The sequence below is a fragment of the Amycolatopsis sp. NPDC004079 genome, from assembly GCF_040610415.1.
In the GTDB taxonomy this organism is placed as follows: Bacteria; Actinomycetota; Actinomycetes; order Mycobacteriales; family Pseudonocardiaceae; genus Amycolatopsis; species Amycolatopsis halotolerans.
This window is the reverse complement of the sequence record NZ_JBEXMH010000009.1, coordinates 129,762-145,941: the sequence shown is the minus strand read 5'-3', so window position 1 is coordinate 145,941 and position 16,180 is coordinate 129,762. Positions and strand designations below refer to the sequence as shown.

Below are 16,180 nucleotides of genomic sequence, written 5' to 3'. Positions count from 1 at the left end.
CCGATCACCTGATCAGGGTTCGCCGAATGGGGCCGGTTTGTGGGATGGGTCTCGGTACCGGCCAGTACGCGTGACGGTCGGGCGGGCTGCGGGCAAGCAGTGGTGGTTCAGACCACGACGAGCCGTTCCACGAGCAGGTCGACCCGCTGCTCGGCGAACTCCCTCGGCAGCCGTCCCGCGCGGGTCAGGGTCGCGATTCCGTGCAGGGACGCCCAGAACAGCTCGGTGAACAGGCCCGGGTCGACACCTTCGCCGGCGACTTCGCCGAGCGTTTCCATCAGCGCGGCGAACGCGTCCTTCAGCGGTTCCGGGGTGTCGTCCTGCGCGAACGCGAGGCCGCCGTCGAGCTGGAAGATGGCGTCGTAGACCGCCGGGTGCTGCTCGGCGAAGTCGAGGTACGCGCGGGAGAGGGCCGTGACCCGGGCGCGCGGGTCGTCTTCGGCGCTGGCTGCGGACCGCGCCGCCGCGGCCAGTTCGGCGGCCCCGTCGAGCGCGACCGCGCCGATGATCTCGCGCTTGCCGCGGAAATGGCTGTAGAGGACGGGCTGGCTGTACTCGATGCGCTCGGCGAGCCTGCGGGTGGTGACGGCGTCCCAGCCCTGCTGCTCGGCGAGCTCCCGGGCGGTCGCCACGATGAGGCGCTCGCGCTCCGCCTGTTCGCGCTGCTTGCGTTCGTGTACCGACATAAGAGGAGTCTAGCACTGCTAGACAATCGAGCGGCAGTAGTACTAGCATCGCCTCATCGGCTAGCACTGCTAGATTTCAGGAAGGTCATCATGCTCAGCGCACTCGAGGTCTGCACCGTCGTGGTCGTCGGCGTGATGGTGGGGGTGGAGTTCTGCGTCGCCTTCGTCATCAACCCGATCCTCAACGGGCTCCCGGACGACAGCAATCAGCTAGGCCGCGCCCACGGGGGCCGGATGCTCGGCGCGATCATGCCGTTCTGGTACATCGGGTCGCTTGTCCTGAGTGCGATCTGGGCGGTCTTTGCTTGGGATCGCCCTGGCACCGGGCTCGTCGTGATCGGGGCCGGGCTGCTGATCGTGAGCGTGGTGATGTCGATTCTGCTGCTCGTCCCGATCAACAACCAGGGCAAGACGTGGACCCCGGAGAACCGGCCCGCGGACTGGAAAGAGCAGATGAACCGCTGGGACCGCTACCACTACGCGCGGGTCGCGGTGATCATCGGTGCGTTTGCTGTGCTGGTCGCCGCGCTGGTCTGAGCGCGGCGGCGGTTCGGCCGGTCGCTGGGTTGGCCGGGGTGCGGCGGTGGTTCTGCTCGTCGCTGGGTTGGTGCGAGTGCGGCAGGCGTTCTGTCGGTCTGGGTGGGGCGCGGGTCTTGCCGATCGCTGGGCTCGTTTGGGTGCGTGGTGGTTCTGCCAGTCGCCGCGTTGGTGTGGGTGGGGCGTGGGTTCGCTGGGCTGGTCTGAGTGCCGCGCGGGTCCTGCCGATCGCTGGGCTCGTCTGGGTGCGTGGGGTTCTGCCGGTGGCTGGGCTGGGGTGCGTGCGGCCGGGCTCTGCCGGTCGACGCGTCGGTGTGGGTTCGCCGCGCTGGTCTGAGTGCCGCGCGAGCCCTGCCGATCGCCGGGCTGGTCCGAGCCGCGCGGTTCTGCCGCGCTCCCGTTTCCGGGGCCGGAAGAGTCGCCGCGCCAATTCTTCGGCTCTCCGCCGCCGGGGCCGCGAGCCGGTCCGGCTGGTGCCTCGCTCGGGCCTCCGGTCGGCTCAGCAGCCCCATTGGCCCCGGCAGCCCAGTTCGTGCCGCCGATCTTGCCCGGTGGGCGCGTCGGGGTGGCGGGATTCGGGTTTCGGGCCGGGCGGGGCGGGGGATCCCTTCAGGGTTGACCCACCGTCACCTTCGGTATGGGAAGGACTGGAGTCATGGTTCGTGCGCATCGAGCCCGCGTCCGGGTGGAAGGGGTGCAGCCCGCCCAGGTGCTGGCCATTCTGCTCGGGGTCCTGTTTCTCGCCTACGGCATCATCGGGCTCGTGAAGTCCGGGTTCGGGGATTTCACCGGACACGGTGTCACTCTGTGGCGGTTTTCCGCCAACCCGCTGAACAACGTCGTCCACGTGGCGACCGGCGTGATCGGCCTGCTGCTGGCACTGGGCTCCGGCCGCGCCCGGACGTTCGGCTGGCTGCTCTTCCTCGGCTACGGCGCGCTGTTCGTCTGGGGCCTGATGCTCGCCGGGACGATCACGGTCAACCCGGTGTCCGGCCTCGGCAACCCGCTCAACCTCGCCGACGCTGACAACTGGCTGCACCTCGGCATCGCGGTTCTCGGTCTGCTGACCGCGGTTCTCCCGGCGCGCCACGGGGTTCTGCTTCCCGAGGACGAGGAACCCGCCGAAGTCGACCCGGCCGCCCAGCCGCGCCGACCCGAGGCAGGCGGGCACGGCTTGGCCCACTAGCTCGTCCACAGTGGAATAACCGCGCAGCGGGATCGCCTGCCGGAGCGCCATTTCCTCCGGCAGCGGTCCCGTTCGTGCTTACTCGCCGAAATCTTCCAACGCCCGGTCCACCATTCGTCCCGCCGCACCGATATACCGTGCCGGGTCTCCGAGATCGGCCAGCGTCGCCGCGTCAATGGCGGCGGTAATCTCCGGCGTGTCCGCCAGGATCTCTGCCAGTGGACGGTTTTCCTCGATCGCCCGCCGGGAGGCGGCACCCAGCAAGTCCTTCGCGCGCGCCTTGCCCACGATCGGTGCCAGTGCTGCCGACAGTCGTTCCGAGACGATCAATCCGTTGGTCAGCTCGAGATTATCCTGCATTCGGTTCGCGTGAATGTCCAAGCCCTGCAACAGATCCGCAGCCGTATACGTCGCACCGCCGGTGAGGCGCAGGCATTCGCGCAGCAACTGCCACTCGGCCTGCCAGACACCAGCCGAGCGTTCGTCCTCCGCCAGCCCGGACTGGGTGACTCCAGCGGCCAGCACCGGCACCTGCAGTGCGGCCGACCGGACCAACGCCGACTGCACCGGGTTTTGCTTGTGCGGCATCGCCGAAGACCCGCCGCCGGTCGCCTCGGTCACTTCGCCGATTTCGGTACGGGCCAGCACCTGAACGTCGACAGCGATCTTGCCCAACGCTGTCGTCACGCCAGCCAACGCGGAAACCAGTTCGGCCACCGGGGTGCGATCCGCGTGCCACGGCAGAATCGGTGCGGTCAAGCCGGTTTCCTCCGCGAAGGCAGCGACGAGCCGTTCCGCGTAGTCGTCGGTGCCGTCGCCGTACTGGACGTACGCCGCCAACGTTCCGGCCGCGCCGCCAAGCGACACCGGCAGCCGCAGCTCAGCGATCCGGCGCGCGGACTCCTGGACGCCCTGCCGCCAGATCGCTGCCTTCAGACCGAACGTCGTCGGGACGGCGTGCGCGGTGAGGGTGCGTCCGGGCATGACGGTGTCGCGGTGGGCGCGCGCCAACGTGGCGAGGGCGTCCGCGATCGCCGTGAGGTCCGCGCTGATCAGCCGCAGAGCGTCGCGCGCGACGAGCATCATCGCCGTGTCGACGATGTCCTGGCTGGTGGAGCCGCGGTGCACGTAGTCGGCGACGTCCGGGACCTTGGCGGACAGCGTGCGCACCAGGCTGACCACCGGGTTCCCGGTCGCGCGCGCGTCGCGGGCCAGTTGGACGACGTCGAGTTCGCCCTCGCCCAACAGCCTCGCGGCAGCACTGATCCGCTCGGCTGCCTCGGACGGCACCGTGCCAAGCCGCGCCTGCGCCCGCGCGAGTGCGGCCTCCGCTTCCAGCAGGGCGGCTGCGAACGCCCGGTCACCAGTCACCGCTTCGGCCGGGGTTCCGGCGCGCACCGGTGAGAGCAGGCCGGAGTCAGGATCGGCGGTCATGCCGTCCAGCATCGCACGCCGGGTGGCCTGGGGCGGGAAGGTCGCTGACCACTCAAAGCGTGAGCGGCGTCGACCTCACCGGGCACGCGCTTGGCTGACCAGCGGCGCAGACGCTGTCGTTGGCCGCTGCTGCGCGGAAACTTGCCGGAAGGGCGTTCAGGCGAAGCGGCGCGAGCCGTGGTTACGCGCGAGCCGTGGTGGCGGTTGCCGATCGCGGGAGGGCTAACCGTGGCGACGGTTGCCGATCGTCGGAGAGCTAACCGTGACGCCGGTTGCCGATCATCTGAGCGCAAACCCTGGTGCCTCACCTCCAAACAGGACTCGAACAACAACCACCTCACCGGCCAGTAGCTCCGTCCGCCACCTCCCTCAGCAGGTCCGCGTGCCCGTTGTGGCGGGCGTACTCCGCGGTCATCGACATCAGCATCCATCGCAGCGAGAACGGCTCGCCCGTCGTCTTCCCGACTCCCCGCGCGTCCAAAGAAGGCGTCGCCGCCACGATCTCCCGGCTCCGGTCGCACTCCGCGCGCCACAACGCCAGTGCCTCGCCGAAATCACCGTCCAGGCGGTCGAAGTCCTGGTCCGGCTCGTCGTCCGAGTAGTGCAGCAGCGGGAGGTCCTCGCCCGCGAACTGGATGCGGAACCACCATCGTTCGACGCCGGCCAGGTGCCGGACCAGGCCGTGCAGCGACATTGTGGACGGTGGCACCGCGCGGGCGGACACGGCTTCCTGGCTCAGCCCGGAGCACTTCAGCTCGAGGGTTTCGCGGTGCCACTCCAGGTAAGCGAGCAGGGTCTCGCGTTCGTCGGCGACGCGGGGGATCGGCGGGCGGTCGCTCTCGGCGACCTTGGCCAGATGCTTCGGGGTCGGTGTCATGAGACGAGCGTCTCACCCGCCACCGACAATTTTCGCCGAAGAGCCGCCGAGCCGGGTGCACGGGACACCGGCCGCGCGCAGCAGTGGGCTAGACCACATGGCGGGCCCGGGTAGCTGCAGAATCCGGTTCTGTCGATGCGGAATTCAGGTGAATTCCGGTGTTGATCAGCACACTCAGACACGGTTTTCGTACGGTGTTGTCGCTCCGTCAGAGGTATCGTGATCGGCATTCCGGGGATTAATCTTCTCGGCGGCCCGCGAACGCCCGCTCCGCCGAACAGCGGATGCTTCGCGGGGCCGAACGCACGAATGAAACGGTGAATACAGCGCCATGGTCGGAGCGAGTGTGCCGATGGTCGAGTTGTCGATGTACAGCCACGCCGGTGGTCAACTCGACCGGCTGTGCCAGGCAGTGGGATTCGATCCCGAAGAACGCCGTCACCTGGATCTTCTCCGGTTGTTGCTCGGCGAGTCCGGTGAATTGACTGTCGACGCTCCGACGCAGTTCCCGTGCAATGTGGCGGACGACACCACGCCCGTTGAATTCTCGGTCGCATTCGACGCTAATGGCGAATGTGTGGTAAGGGTTCTCGGCGAGACCGTCGGGGCTCCGGACCCGCGCGAGTTCCTCGCCCGGGTGGCCGGCGAGTACGGCCTGGTCACCGACCGGCTCGACGCGGTGGCCGACCTCTTCCTCCCGCACGACGAGCGCCGCGGGCCGTTCACGCTGTGGTACTCGCTGATCTTCCGCAACGGCTCCGCGCCGAAGATCAAGGTCTACCTGAACCCCCAGATCAGCGGTCCGACCATGGCGGATTCCCTGGTCAGCGAGGGGTTTCGGCGGCTGAATCTCGGCGAGGCGTTCGACCCGGTCGTGGAGCACGCGCTGCGCCGCGGCGAGAGCGACAACTTCACCTTCTTCGCGCTCGACCTCGACGACGACCCGCTGTCGCGGGTCAAGGTGTACGTCTCGCACGACGCCGCCGAGGCCGAGGACGCGGTGCGCGCGGCGGAGCTGGTGCCCGGCGCGGACCCGATGCTGATCCGGGAATTCCTCGCCGTGCTCGGTGGCGGAAAAGGTCCTTTCGAAGGTCGTCCGCTGGTTTCCAGTTATTCCTTTGTCGAAGGTATGGGTGGTACTCCCGGAAACTACAGTCTTTACCTTCCTATTCGCAGCTACGTGCCGGACGACGAGATCGCTCGCGCCCGGGTGCACGCCATTCTCGCGCAGTACGACTTCGACCCGACACAACTGGACAAAGCGCTGGCAGCGGTTTCGGAACGGCCGCTGCGCGACGGCGTCGGACTGATCGCGCACGTGTCGTTGCGAATGGGCGAGTTCGGTTCCGGAATCACGGTCTACCTGTCCTCCGAGGCCTATGCCGTAGCACCGCCGAGAAAACGTCCGGTGCTCGGCCGGATGACCTGACGCGGCAGTTTTCGGCTGTCACCCACAACTGGAGGAAATACCCTGATGCGGACCTTCCCGCCATACCGCGCCCAAGTAGTCGCCGAAATCCCGGTCACCACCCGCGCCGAACGGGAACAGGCGCTCGCCGCGGCGGGCTACAACGCCTTCAACCTGCCCGCGAACAAGGTCAGCATCGACCTGCTCACCGACTCCGGTACCGGTGCGGTCTCGACCGCGCAGGAGGCCGCCGCGGCCGCCGCGGACCGTTCGTACGCCGGATCGGATTCGTTCTACCGCTTCCGCGAAGCACTGAGCGACCTCACCGGATACCCGCACCTCCTGCCGGTGCACCAGGGCCGTGCGGCCGAGCGCGTCCTGTTCTCCAGCGTGCTGGAGAGCGGCCGGATCTCGGTCAGCAACACGCACTTCGACACCACCCGCGCGAACGTCGAACTGCTCGGCGCCGAGGCGATCGACCTGCCCTGCGCGGAGTTCGGCGATCTCGACAGCCTCGAACCGTTCAAGGGCAACATCGACCTCGAGGCACTCGAACGCCTGCTCAGCGGCCCGGACGGCAACCGCGTCGGCCAGGTTCTGTTGACCATCACCAACAACGGCGGCGGCGGACAACCGGTCTCGATGGCCAACCTGGCCGCGGCGGCGAAGCTCGCGCGGGCGCACGGCGTGCCGGTTTTCCTTGACGCCGCACGGTTCGCGGAGAACGCGTGGCTGGTCATCCAGCGCGAGGCGGGCTACGCGGACAAGACGCCGAGCGAGGTCGCGCGAGAGGCGTTCAGCCTGGTCGACGGCTGTGTCGCGAGCCTGAAGAAGGACGGCATCTCGCCGATGGGCGCGTTCATCGGCCTGACCGACCCGGAACTGGCGCAGCGCTGCGAAACCAACCTCATCGCCACCGAGGGCTTCCGCACCTACGGCGGGCTCGCGGCGCACGACTTGGACCGCGTCGCCAAGGGCCTGCTGGAAGTCGTCGACCCGCACTATCTCGCCGCGCGGGCGGGCGAGGCGGCCCGGCTCGCGAGGCAGGCCAACGAGGTTGGCGTGGACATCGTGCAGCCGCCGGGCATCCACGCGCTCTACCTCAACGCCGGCCGTCTGCTGCCGCATCTGTCCGCGTCCCGGTTCCCGGGCCACTCGCTGGCGTGCGAGCTGTACCTGGCGGGCGGAATCCGTTGTGTGGAACTGGGTTCGCTCTACCTCGGCACGCTCGACGAGCAGAACGAGTTGATCGCCCCGGCCCCGTTCGAGCTGGTCCGAATGGCGCTGCCGCGGCGCGTGTACACCCAGGGCCACTACGACTATGTGGCCGAGATCCTCGGCGACATCGCGAAGAACCCGGAGCAAGTGCCGGGGTATCGGATCGTGGAAGCGCCGAAGATCCTGCGGCACTTCAATCTCCGGATGGCCCCCGTCCACTGAGCGTCCACTAAGGACACTGGGACCAGGGCGACACGAAGCGAACGAGGGGGCTCCCCGCGCCGGGAACCCCCTCGCTGGTCTGAAAGCCCGGCTCAGGCGGGCTGCGGAACCACCGTCATCGCGTGCTTCACCAGCCGGATCAGCGCGATCTTGCTCGAATCCCGTTGCCGCGCGTCGCACATCACGATCGGCACGCCGTCGGGCACCACGAGCGCCTCGCGGATCTCGTCGGGGGTGTAGCGCGGCGCGTTGTCGAAGCAGTTCACCGCCACGACGAACGGGATCTTCCGCCGCTCGAAGAAATCGACCGCGGCGAAGCTGGTCTCCAGCCGGCGCGTGTCGACCAGCACGACGGTGCCGATCGCGCCGCGCGCCAGGTCGTCCCACATGAACCAGAACCGTTCCTGGCCCGGGGTGCCGAACAGGTAGAGCACGTGCCGCGGCGAGATGGTGATCCGGCCGAAGTCGAGCGCGACCGTGGTGGTCTTCTTCTGCTCCACGCCGGACAGGTCGTCGACGCCGGTGCTCGCCTCGGTCAGCACCTCTTCGGTGGACAGCGGCGGGATTTCGCTGACCGAGGCGACCATGGTGGTCTTCCCGGCGCCGAAGCCGCCGGCGACGATGATCTTGACCGGGGTCGGTACCGACGCCGCGGCGTCTTCAGAGCTTGATGAGGCCATCGAGAACCGCCTGGAGAGTTTCATGGTCCGGCGCCTGGGCCGGCTGACGGGACGGGGCGCGGGTGATGACGAGGCCGCGGTCGATCAGGTCCCCGCACAGCACGCGCACGACGCCGAGCGGCAGCTTCACGTACACCGCGATCTCGGCCACCGACAAGGGTCTGCGGCACAGCTGCGTGATCGCCAGGTGCTCCGGGCCGAGCCCGACCGGGTCCGATCCCTGCTGCAGGGTCATCACCTGGGTGGAGAGGTCGAGCTGGTGTTCGGACGGGGTCCGTCCGCTGGTGATCGTGTACGGCCGGACCAGCGGCCCGGCGGCCTCGTCGTACCAGCCGTCGTCGCTCATGTCGCCTCCCGCAACAGGTTCGCGGCCTCGCGCGGTGCCGAGGCCAGGTAGTCGCCGACGCGCTTGACCAGCCGGTTCATCTCGTAGGCGATCATTTCGACATCGATGTCCGCGCCGGCGAGCACGGCGAGGCACGCGCCCTGCCCGGCGGCCGAGACGAAGAGGTACCCGCGTTCCATCTCGATCATGTTCTGCAGCACCGGACCGCGGTGGAACTGCCTGCTCACCCCTTTGGCGAGGCTCTGCAGGCTCGACGCGATGGCGGAGAGCTGGTCCGAGTCGTCCTTGCTCATCCCGGACGACTTGCCGAGCAGCAGGCCGTCGGCGGACAGCACGATGGCGTTCTGCGCGCCGACGACGCGGTTGACGACGTCGTCGAGCAGCCAATTGAGATCAGGGGTGGAGTTCCCGTACTCGTTCATGCGGACAGACCCTGACTTTCGGTGTCGTGAGGTGTTCGGTCGTTATGAGTCATTTTGCCCGCCTCGCGCCCGGCGGGTGCCCTTGTGGAACGCCATCAGCGTCCGCGCGGTGGTCTCGCCGGCATTGGTGACGTCCGCTTCGGCCGCGGCGTCCGGGTCGTCGTGCAGCTGGGCGACGAGGTTCTGCTGCGGCTGCCTGCGCGGGAGCCGGGGCCGGTCGTCGCCCCGCAGCCCGCTGAGGTCCGGCTCGGCGGACGCGCGCGGCGCGGCCGGGACGTCCGGGATCTGGCCCGCGGACGGGGGATACGGCTCCGGCGAAGGCCGCGGAGCAGGCGTGGGCAGCGGGCGAGCCGGGTACGGGCGCGGCGACGGCGACGGCTGCGGCGTCTCCGGGGTCGGCCGGTGCGCGCTTTCCAGTGCTGGCGCGCCGACCTGGGCGAGCGCCGGGGTCTCGTCGGCGGGTTCGGGCGCGTTCGCGTCGGCCAGGTGGTTCGACGGGATCAGCACGGTCGCCCGGGTGCCGCCGTAGCGCGACGGGTCGAAGGTGACCGTGATGCCGAGCCGGGAAGCCAGCCGCGCGACCACGAACAGGCCGAGGCTGGAGTCCGCGCGCAGGGCCATCGCGTCGAATTCGGGCGCGTCGGCCATCATCGCGTTGGCCCACTCGCGCACGCCTTCCTTCATGCCCAGCCCCTGGTCGGACACGTCGACCACGACGCCGCGCGCGACCATCCGGCTGGTCACCTCGACCTGCGAACCGGGCGGGGAGAACGACGTCGCGTTGTCGACCAGTTCGGCGACGAGGTGAATGGTGTCCGCGACCGCGGTGCCGACGATCGCGACGTCGGGCACCTGCTCGACCTGCACCCGCGAGTACTGCTCGGTTTCCGAGACGGCCGCGCGCAGCACCTCCATCAGCGAAACCGGTTTGCGCCAGCGCCGTCCTGGCTGCTTGCCGCCGAGGATGATCAGGTTCTCGGTGGTCCGCCGGGCGCGCGCGGCGAGGTGGTCGAGCTGGAACAGCGACGCCAGCTGGGTCGAGTTCTCTTCGCGGCTTTCCATTTCGTCCAAGATCTGCAGCTGCCGGTGCACCAGGACCTGGTTGCGGTGCGCGATGCCGAGGAACACGTTGTGCACACCGCTGCGCGCCTTCGCCTCGCTCGCCGCCGCGTTGACCGCGGTGAGCTGCGCGGTGTTGAACGCTTCGGCCACCTGGCCGATCTCGTCCCGGCCGTGGTCCAGCTTCGGCAGCTCCGCCTCGATGTCCACCGGGTCGCCGCTCTTGAGCCTGCCGACGATGTTCGGCAGCCGGTTGCGCGCGAGGTCGAGCGAGTCGTTGCGCAGCCGCTCCAGGCGCGTCATCAGGGTGCGGTCGACGAGCGAACGCGACACCCGCACCGCGACGATGATCGCGGCCAGCGAGGCGAGCAGGGCCACGATGCTGCCGATGATGGCGTTGCGCAGCTGTGCGTTTCCGGAGTCGATCGCGGCGGCGGAGACCTGGTCCGCCTGCTCGATGGTGAGCTGGTTCAGACCTTGCGCGACCTGCGCGGTCAGCGCGTGCCAATCGCCCGCCGAGACCGGCACGGTGTTCTGGTCGCTGCTGTTCCACGGGCCGTGCTTGATCAGCGAGTCCTCGGCCGCGTTGAGCCGTTTCCACGCGTCGCTTGTGGACAGCTGCCGGTAATGCTGGCGCACCGCCGGTTCGAGGAACGGCGAGATCTGCGCCAGCTGCGTGCGGTAGTAGCCGACCAGCTGGGAGAACTGGACGAAGTCGTCCGGCGCGAAGTTGCTGCCGGAGAACGCCGCCGACACCAGCGACGTCTCGCGCGACATCAGGTCGCCCGCCCGGAAGAGCGAGGTCGCCGAGATCGCGCCCTGCACCGCGGTCGCGTCGGGGACGATGCGCGCCTGCGTGTCGAACAGCGTCGCCGCGGAGTCGAGGACGCCGTTGTAGTAGGCGTTGACCTGAGAGCGGTTGATGCTGCGGAAGGTGACCTGCGAGCGCAGCACCGGCAGCTGGTCGAGCTGCGCCTTCAGCGCGGTGACCTTGCTGGCGATCTCGTCCGGCGCGCTGGAAATGGTGGCGGCGAACGCTTCCTGCAGGCCCTTCAGCTTGCCGTCGCTGTCCTGCTCCTGTTGCTGCAGCTGCTGCGGGCCGGAGCTGGGGCTGTCGAGGTACTGCAGGGCGAACTGACGTTCTTGCTGCAGCGACGACAGCGCCGTCAGCGCGGGGATCGAAACGTCACGCACCGAGCCCGCTACGAGTCGTACGTACAAGCCGTTGATGAAGAAGGCCGTCGCCAGCACCGCCCACAGCACGAGCAGGGTGATGCTCGGGATCAGGACCGTCCGGGTCAGCCTCTTCCGGATCGACTTGTCGTACGCCTTGCCGGGATCGTCCTTGTTCTCCACGATGATTCACGAACTCCTGGGTCACCCTCGGCGAGAGTGCGGACACGGCCGGGGAAGCGGACACGCCAGTGGGTGCGAGTGGTCCTCGTCACGGAAATCTCGGATATACCCTTCGTAGGCCCACCGAACGGAACAGCCCCGGTTTCTATCACGAACGGGGGCCTCGTGGTTCCGCTGAACGAGCAGCCGAACGCCGTCTTGACGGCGGTTACCGACGGTAGTGCCAAGTTCCCCCGGCGTTTTTCGAGGCCCTGGCCCCGGCTGCGGATTTCGGACCAACGGGCTGGGCTGAATGAGTGATTCAAAAAGTGTCCGGACACTCAGTCAGGGTTCCGCGTGGTGGAACTGCCGACTAAGCGACTTGTCGACAGCCAATGTCCACTGTGGACTAATGCGCGATCCGCGGGGTCGGCCCGAGGAACGGGAGCAGTTCGGTGCCGTCCTGAAGCGCGGAGAGGGTGCGCAGGACTCCGGCGCCGCCGGTGGCGACGTCGGCGGACAATCGTAGCAGGCGAGTGCCCGGGAAGGCAAGACCGCCGCGGAACGGGACCGCGTACCACGAAAGCCGCGTCAGGTGCCGGTCGATCGCGTCCTGGGTGCGCCGGTCCGGGGTGCTGCTGAACGCCAGCCCGGCGGCGAGCCCGCAGCGGCCGTTCAGCAGGCCGGGATGGAGCGCGAATTCCCCGCGGCACGCGACGCGCAGCGCGGGCAGGCTGCGCGCGGCCTTCGCGTCGAGGCGGTACCGCGCCAGCTGTTCGGTGACGATCAGGATGCCGGCGCTGCCGATTCCCGCGCCGCGTCGCGAACCTCGGTTGCCGTCGCGGACCGGCAGCGAGCCGTCGAGCGCGGGGACACATTCCTCCAGATCGCGTTCGAGCGCCTGGTCGGCGAACGACAGCCAAGCGGGTTCGCCGGTGCGCTCGTAGAGCCGCAGGAACAGCAGCGCCGGGCCGGACCAGCCGTACAAGAGACCGGCTTGCGCCGTCGCGCCCGGAGGTTCCGCGGTGTCGAGTGCCTCGGCCAGCCGGATGCCGATGTTCAGCGCCTGCCTGCCGAATTCGTTGTCCCCGCGGGTCGCGGCGAAGTGCAGCCGGGTCAGGCCGATGCCGGCCAGCCCGCTCGCGAGGTCGTGGCCGACGGTCTGGTCCACCAGCGCGCGCGAGGCGGCGAGCAGATGGACGGCGGCCTTCCGGTAACCGAATTCTTCGAGCACGTAAGCGATTCCGTGGCTGCCGTCGTAGAAACCCGCGCGGCTGGGCTGTTCTCCCTCGACCGCGTCGAGGAGCCACTGCTCGTGTTCGGGGAAGCGGCCGACGCCCGCGACGTGCAGCGAGTGCAGGACGCCCGCCGCGCCGGTGCCGAAGGTCGCGCCGCCGACGCGGAACTGCTCGATGTCGCCGGGGAACAGGCGATCCAGCCGGTTCGGGGTCGAGCACGCGAGCAGTGCTTCGGAGATCTGCTTGCGCACCAAGGTCCAATCTGGACGCGGCTCGTCGAGTTCGGTGTGCGCGGGCTCGGAGTGCGGCGCGATGCTGTCGGCGTATCCGGCGGGCAGCGAGAACCGGCGTTCGGTGAGCTCAGCGGCCCAGCGGAGGCGTTCGGGCACCAGGTGATAGAGCGGGGCCAGCGGCAGGAAAAGGCGCAGCCGCAGGGGTGTTTCGTCGCGGTCGAAGCCGGTCAGCGACACCGTGCCGGTGCTGTCGACCAGGATGTTGTGCGGGTTTTCGAGTACGACGCCGCGCTCGGCGGCTTCGCCGACGATGCGGTCGACTTGCGCCAGCACGGACAGCGCCTGTTTGCGGTAGGCGGCCAGGTCGCTTTCCGGGCAGTCGCGGCGGGTGAGCGGGTAATGCCGGGTGAGCCAGGCGTCCAGCGCCACGCCGGGCCGGTACTCCCGCACCAGGTAGTGGCGCTGCCCGGCGAGGTACGCGTGGGTTTTCGGGATGCCGGGGATTCCGGCGAGCCGCTCGAAGAGGTCGTGCTTGCGCTCCAGCCGGGCGACCGCGTCGACGCCGTTGCCGTCCAAGCCCGTGTAGGGCCAGGCTTCCTCGACGAGCACCTGCTCGCTGCCGCGTTCGGCCAGGTAGACGGCGGTTCCGTGGGCCTGGCGGAGTACTTCGACGACGGGGTGCGGCGGCTCCGGAGCTTCGGTGTACTCCGCGACGCAGTCGGGAATCCGGACCCAGCCGGGCACGGCGAAGTCCGAGCCCTGGTGCTCCGGTTCGAGCGCGCTGCTCGGCCTGCGCAGGGCGGGCACGCGGGCACCGCCGTACTCGGTCCACAGTTCGGTGAATCCGCCGTAATGCACGTGAATCGGGCATTCTCCGCAACGGAGCGCGCCGTCGATATCCGGTCCCGGCTCGCCGGTGAGGAGTTCGGAAAGATCGTCGAGGATCCGGTCCAGCGCGTTATTGTCCGGCGGATAAATAGTCGCGATCGCGCCGGTTCCGCCGGTCGTCGGATATTCGGCATTCTGATCGAGGAAAATCGACCGGGAACGCAGGTGCCGGTGGTGCAGCCCGCGGGTCCGGCAGTACTCGCGGACGCGGTCCAGTACTCGCTCGGCGTTGCCGGGAGCGGCGGAAATCTCCACGGCCCAGCCCTGTTCGGGCAATGCGGCTCCGGGCGGGCGGAGGTAGCGCCAATGCCCGCTTTCCTCTATTGTCCACAATGGACTCGGCGGGACGGCGGCCAGGTCGTCGGCGGACATTTCCCGTCGGCGGTCGAAGAACCACGGATCGGCGAGGCAGAATGCCTCGTGCCGGACGTTCATAAAGTCGACCTTTCCGCGTGTGCGCTTCTCCGGTGCTCCGGCGACGGAAACTATTCCCGCACAGCTTCGCCGCCGCGCCAATCCGCCAATTCAGCGTTCGGCGGACCCGAGCGGGGCGCGGATAAAACCGGCACCGGCGAACCGAGCGTGATTCCCCGTCGCCCGGTCGAGCGGGATTTCCGTGGCATTCGGGAATTGACGGAATGCCAGGAACCCGTTCCGGTGAACGTGGCCCCGGCCACGCCGTCGGCCCCTCGCCCGTCCGGGGCGGTCAGCAGGGCGGGTACGTTGAGCCCGGCGGGCAAAAGGAGGAACGGGTGATCGTCGGGTTCGCGATAGCGGTCGCTGGATGCGCGGCGCTCGTCGCGCTGTGGAGTTTCGTCCAGGCGGCGCGCAAGAAGCTGCCGGACACCCCGCTGCTCGTCGCGCTCGGCGTGATCGAGGTGCTGCTGGTCGCCCAGCTCGTGATCGGGATCGTGCTGCTGGTCGGCGGCCACCGTCCGGGCAGTCTCGCGACCTACCTCGCCTACCTGATCGGCTGCCTCGTCGTGCTGCCGGTCGGCGCGGCGTGGGCGCTCGCCGAGCAGAGCCGGTCGAGCACGGTCGTGCTCGGCATCGCCTGCCTGGCCATTCCGGTGATGGTGCTGCGACTGAACGAGGTGTGGAGTGGAGCAAGCGCGTAAGACGGCCACCGGTCCCGGCCGGATCCTGGTCGCGGTGTACGCCATCTTCGCGCTCGCCGCGACGTCGCGGGCGGGCGTCCAGATCGGCACGAAATTCCACGAGGCGCCGCTGGCGTACGTGCTGTCGGCCTTCGCCGCGCTGGTCTACATCCTGGCCACGATCGCGCTCGCCCGCGGCGGCCGGACGTGGTGGCGGATCGCGCTGGCCGCGTGCACGGTCGAGCTGCTGGGCGTGCTGACCGTCGGGACCCTGAGCATTTTCGACCGGCAGGCGTTCCCGGACGCCACGGTGTGGTCGGTGTACGGGCAGGGGTATCTGTTCATCCCGCTGGTGCTTCCGGTGATCGGGCTGTACTGGCTGCGCCGGACGCGGGTCTGAGGAACAGTACGCGGAACTGTCCGTAGCGGCGGTGGCGGCAGAAGAACAGGTGGTCCCCGGCTACTTTCGCCGGTTCTGGTTCCTGGGCGCGGCGGAAGATGATCGAGGTTCCCGTCCCCACCGGAACCCGCGGCGACGAAGCCGCAGAAACGAGAGACCATGCGTTTGCGCACCTGTTTCCTCGTGCTCGCTACCGCGCTTGGCCTAGCCGGATTCGCCGGTCAGGCCGGCGCCGCTGTCGCTTCCCCGAGTCCTGGCCCGGCGATCATCGGCGGCGGCTACGCGTCCAACGCCCCGTGGGCGGCGCGGCTGTTCGTGAACGGGCAGCAGAACTGCACGGCCACGATCATCGCCCCGCAGTACATCCTCACCGCGAAGCACTGCGTCGCCTCCAGCGGGACGTACACCTTCCGCATCGGCAGCCTCGACCAGAGCAGCGGCGGCACGACGGCCACCGGCGCCGCGATCACGCGCTACCCCGGTGCCGCCGACCTGGCCATCGTGCGGCTGTCGAGCTCGGTGAACGCGACGTACTCACCGCTCGGCACGTCGACCGACGTCCGCGCCGGGCAGACCGTGCAGGTGTACGGCTGGGGCGCGACGAGCCGATGCGGTTCGGAGATCAACTGCCAGTCGCGGTACCTGAAGGTGGCCAACGTGCGGGTGACGACGCCTTCGTGCAGTGACTACGAAGGCGGCGTCGCGGTGTGCGCGACGTACGGCGACGGCATCACCGCCGGCGGCGACTCGGGCGGCCCGATGTTCGCGTCCGGACGGCAGGTCGGCGTCGCGTCGACCAGCGACCGGCAGAGCAGCACCGCGTACACCAACATCACGCGGTACCGCAGCTGGATCTCGCAGGTCGCCGGGGTCTGACCTCGCCGACGTCTGATTTTGTCGGTGGTCCGGCCTAG

At 69.0% G+C, this 16,180-nt stretch carries 15 protein-coding genes; 7 read left to right on the top strand and 8 right to left on the bottom strand.

Features of this window, described 5'->3' with window-relative positions; all coding sequences use genetic code 11:
• Positions 1-107: 107 nt before the first annotated feature.
• A complete protein-coding gene (locus tag ABZX37_RS12805) occupies positions 108-686 on the bottom strand; it encodes a TetR/AcrR family transcriptional regulator (RefSeq protein ID WP_354738907.1) in 579 nt (192 codons plus the stop codon).
• Positions 687-776: 90 nt separating this feature from the next.
• Here ABZX37_RS12805 and ABZX37_RS12800 point away from each other — a divergent pair, with 90 nt between their 5' ends.
• Both ABZX37_RS12800 and ABZX37_RS12795 read left to right on the top strand, forming a co-directional pair.
• Entirely contained in the window at positions 777-1,223 is a 447-nt protein-coding gene (locus ABZX37_RS12800; protein WP_354738905.1) for a DUF1772 domain-containing protein, read from the top strand.
• Positions 1,224-1,878: 655 nt separating this feature from the next.
• On the top strand, positions 1,879-2,409 hold the full coding sequence (locus ABZX37_RS12795; protein WP_354738903.1) for a DUF4383 domain-containing protein: 531 nt from the start codon (positions 1,879-1,881) through the stop codon (positions 2,407-2,409).
• Positions 2,410-2,487: 78 nt separating this feature from the next.
• On the opposite strand, the gene pcaB is transcribed toward ABZX37_RS12795, so the two are convergent.
• The gene (gene pcaB, locus ABZX37_RS12790; protein ID WP_354738901.1) at positions 2,488-3,843 is read right to left on the bottom strand and encodes a 3-carboxy-cis,cis-muconate cycloisomerase; all 1,356 of its coding nucleotides are present in this window, start codon (positions 3,841-3,843) and stop codon (positions 2,488-2,490) included.
• A 337-nt stretch (positions 3,844-4,180) separates the two neighbouring features.
• Entirely contained in the window at positions 4,181-4,720 is a 540-nt protein-coding gene (locus ABZX37_RS12785; RefSeq protein WP_354738900.1) for a DinB family protein, read from the bottom strand.
• A gap of 331 nt (positions 4,721-5,051) precedes the next feature.
• On the opposite strand from ABZX37_RS12785, the gene ABZX37_RS12780 reads away from it, so the two are divergent.
• Both ABZX37_RS12780 and ABZX37_RS12775 read left to right on the top strand, forming a co-directional pair.
• A complete protein-coding gene (locus tag ABZX37_RS12780) occupies positions 5,052-6,149 on the top strand; it encodes a tryptophan dimethylallyltransferase family protein (RefSeq protein WP_354738898.1) in 1,098 nt (365 codons plus the stop codon).
• Positions 6,150-6,194: 45 nt separating this feature from the next.
• Complete coding sequence (locus tag ABZX37_RS12775) at positions 6,195-7,568, top strand: tryptophanase (protein WP_354738897.1); 1,374 nt, start codon at positions 6,195-6,197, stop codon at positions 7,566-7,568.
• A 92-nt stretch (positions 7,569-7,660) separates the two neighbouring features.
• Here the strand turns inward: ABZX37_RS12775 and ABZX37_RS12770 are convergent, their stop codons facing one another.
• The 5 genes from ABZX37_RS12770 to ABZX37_RS12750 form a co-directional block, all read right to left on the bottom strand.
• Positions 7,661-8,248 carry an ATP/GTP-binding protein gene (locus ABZX37_RS12770; RefSeq protein WP_067583957.1) on the bottom strand — a complete coding sequence of 196 codons (588 nt, stop codon included), beginning with the start codon at positions 8,246-8,248 and terminating at the stop codon, positions 7,661-7,663.
• A complete protein-coding gene (locus ABZX37_RS12765) occupies positions 8,229-8,594 on the bottom strand; it encodes a DUF742 domain-containing protein (protein ID WP_009071595.1) in 366 nt (121 codons plus the stop codon). Before ABZX37_RS12765 ends, ABZX37_RS12770 begins: the two co-directional genes overlap by 20 nt.
• Positions 8,591-9,016 (bottom strand): roadblock/LC7 domain-containing protein, encoded by a 426-nt coding sequence (locus tag ABZX37_RS12760; RefSeq protein WP_116199532.1) that lies wholly within the window; start codon positions 9,014-9,016, stop codon positions 8,591-8,593. Before ABZX37_RS12760 ends, ABZX37_RS12765 begins: the two co-directional genes overlap by 4 nt.
• Positions 9,017-9,058: 42 nt before the next feature.
• Complete coding sequence (locus tag ABZX37_RS12755; protein WP_354738895.1) at positions 9,059-11,431, bottom strand: nitrate- and nitrite sensing domain-containing protein; 2,373 nt, start codon at positions 11,429-11,431, stop codon at positions 9,059-9,061.
• A 388-nt stretch (positions 11,432-11,819) separates the two neighbouring features.
• On the bottom strand, positions 11,820-14,204 hold the full coding sequence (locus tag ABZX37_RS12750; RefSeq protein WP_354738893.1) for a serine/threonine protein kinase: 2,385 nt from the start codon (positions 14,202-14,204) through the stop codon (positions 11,820-11,822).
• A gap of 317 nt (positions 14,205-14,521) precedes the next feature.
• On the opposite strand from ABZX37_RS12750, the gene ABZX37_RS12745 reads away from it, so the two are divergent.
• The 3 genes from ABZX37_RS12745 (at position 14,522) to ABZX37_RS12735 (ending at position 16,142) form a co-directional block, all read left to right on the top strand.
• Complete coding sequence (locus ABZX37_RS12745) at positions 14,522-14,887, top strand: hypothetical protein (RefSeq protein WP_354738891.1); 366 nt, start codon at positions 14,522-14,524, stop codon at positions 14,885-14,887.
• Positions 14,888-14,909: 22 nt separating this feature from the next.
• Positions 14,910-15,266 carry a hypothetical protein gene (locus tag ABZX37_RS12740; RefSeq protein WP_354739050.1) on the top strand — a complete coding sequence of 119 codons (357 nt, stop codon included), beginning with the start codon at positions 14,910-14,912 and terminating at the stop codon, positions 15,264-15,266.
• Positions 15,267-15,425: 159 nt separating this feature from the next.
• Positions 15,426-16,142 carry a trypsin-like serine protease gene (locus tag ABZX37_RS12735; protein WP_354738889.1) on the top strand — a complete coding sequence of 239 codons (717 nt, stop codon included), beginning with the start codon at positions 15,426-15,428 and terminating at the stop codon, positions 16,140-16,142.
• The last annotated feature ends 38 nt before the right edge of the window (positions 16,143-16,180 follow it).

Coding starts and splice junctions, on each gene's coding strand:
- ABZX37_RS12805 (WP_354738907.1), bottom strand. CDS start 686: ATGTCGGTACACGAACGCAAGCAGCGCGAACAGGCGGAGCGCGAGCGC.
- ABZX37_RS12765 (WP_009071595.1), bottom strand. CDS start 8,594: ATGAGCGACGACGGCTGGTACGACGAGGCCGCCGGGCCGCTGGTCCGG.
- ABZX37_RS12800 (WP_354738905.1), top strand. CDS start 777: ATGCTCAGCGCACTCGAGGTCTGCACCGTCGTGGTCGTCGGCGTGATG.
- ABZX37_RS12775 (WP_354738897.1), top strand. CDS start 6,195: ATGCGGACCTTCCCGCCATACCGCGCCCAAGTAGTCGCCGAAATCCCG.
- ABZX37_RS12760 (WP_116199532.1), bottom strand. CDS start 9,016: ATGAACGAGTACGGGAACTCCACCCCTGATCTCAATTGGCTGCTCGAC.
- ABZX37_RS12795 (WP_354738903.1), top strand. CDS start 1,879: ATGGTTCGTGCGCATCGAGCCCGCGTCCGGGTGGAAGGGGTGCAGCCC.
- ABZX37_RS12735 (WP_354738889.1), top strand. CDS start 15,426: ATGCGTTTGCGCACCTGTTTCCTCGTGCTCGCTACCGCGCTTGGCCTA.
- ABZX37_RS12785 (WP_354738900.1), bottom strand. CDS start 4,720: ATGACACCGACCCCGAAGCATCTGGCCAAGGTCGCCGAGAGCGACCGC.
- ABZX37_RS12750 (WP_354738893.1), bottom strand. CDS start 14,204: ATGAACGTCCGGCACGAGGCATTCTGCCTCGCCGATCCGTGGTTCTTC.
- ABZX37_RS12780 (WP_354738898.1), top strand. CDS start 5,052: ATGGTCGGAGCGAGTGTGCCGATGGTCGAGTTGTCGATGTACAGCCAC.
- ABZX37_RS12770 (WP_067583957.1), bottom strand. CDS start 8,248: ATGGCCTCATCAAGCTCTGAAGACGCCGCGGCGTCGGTACCGACCCCG.
- pcaB (WP_354738901.1), bottom strand. CDS start 3,843: ATGACCGCCGATCCTGACTCCGGCCTGCTCTCACCGGTGCGCGCCGGA.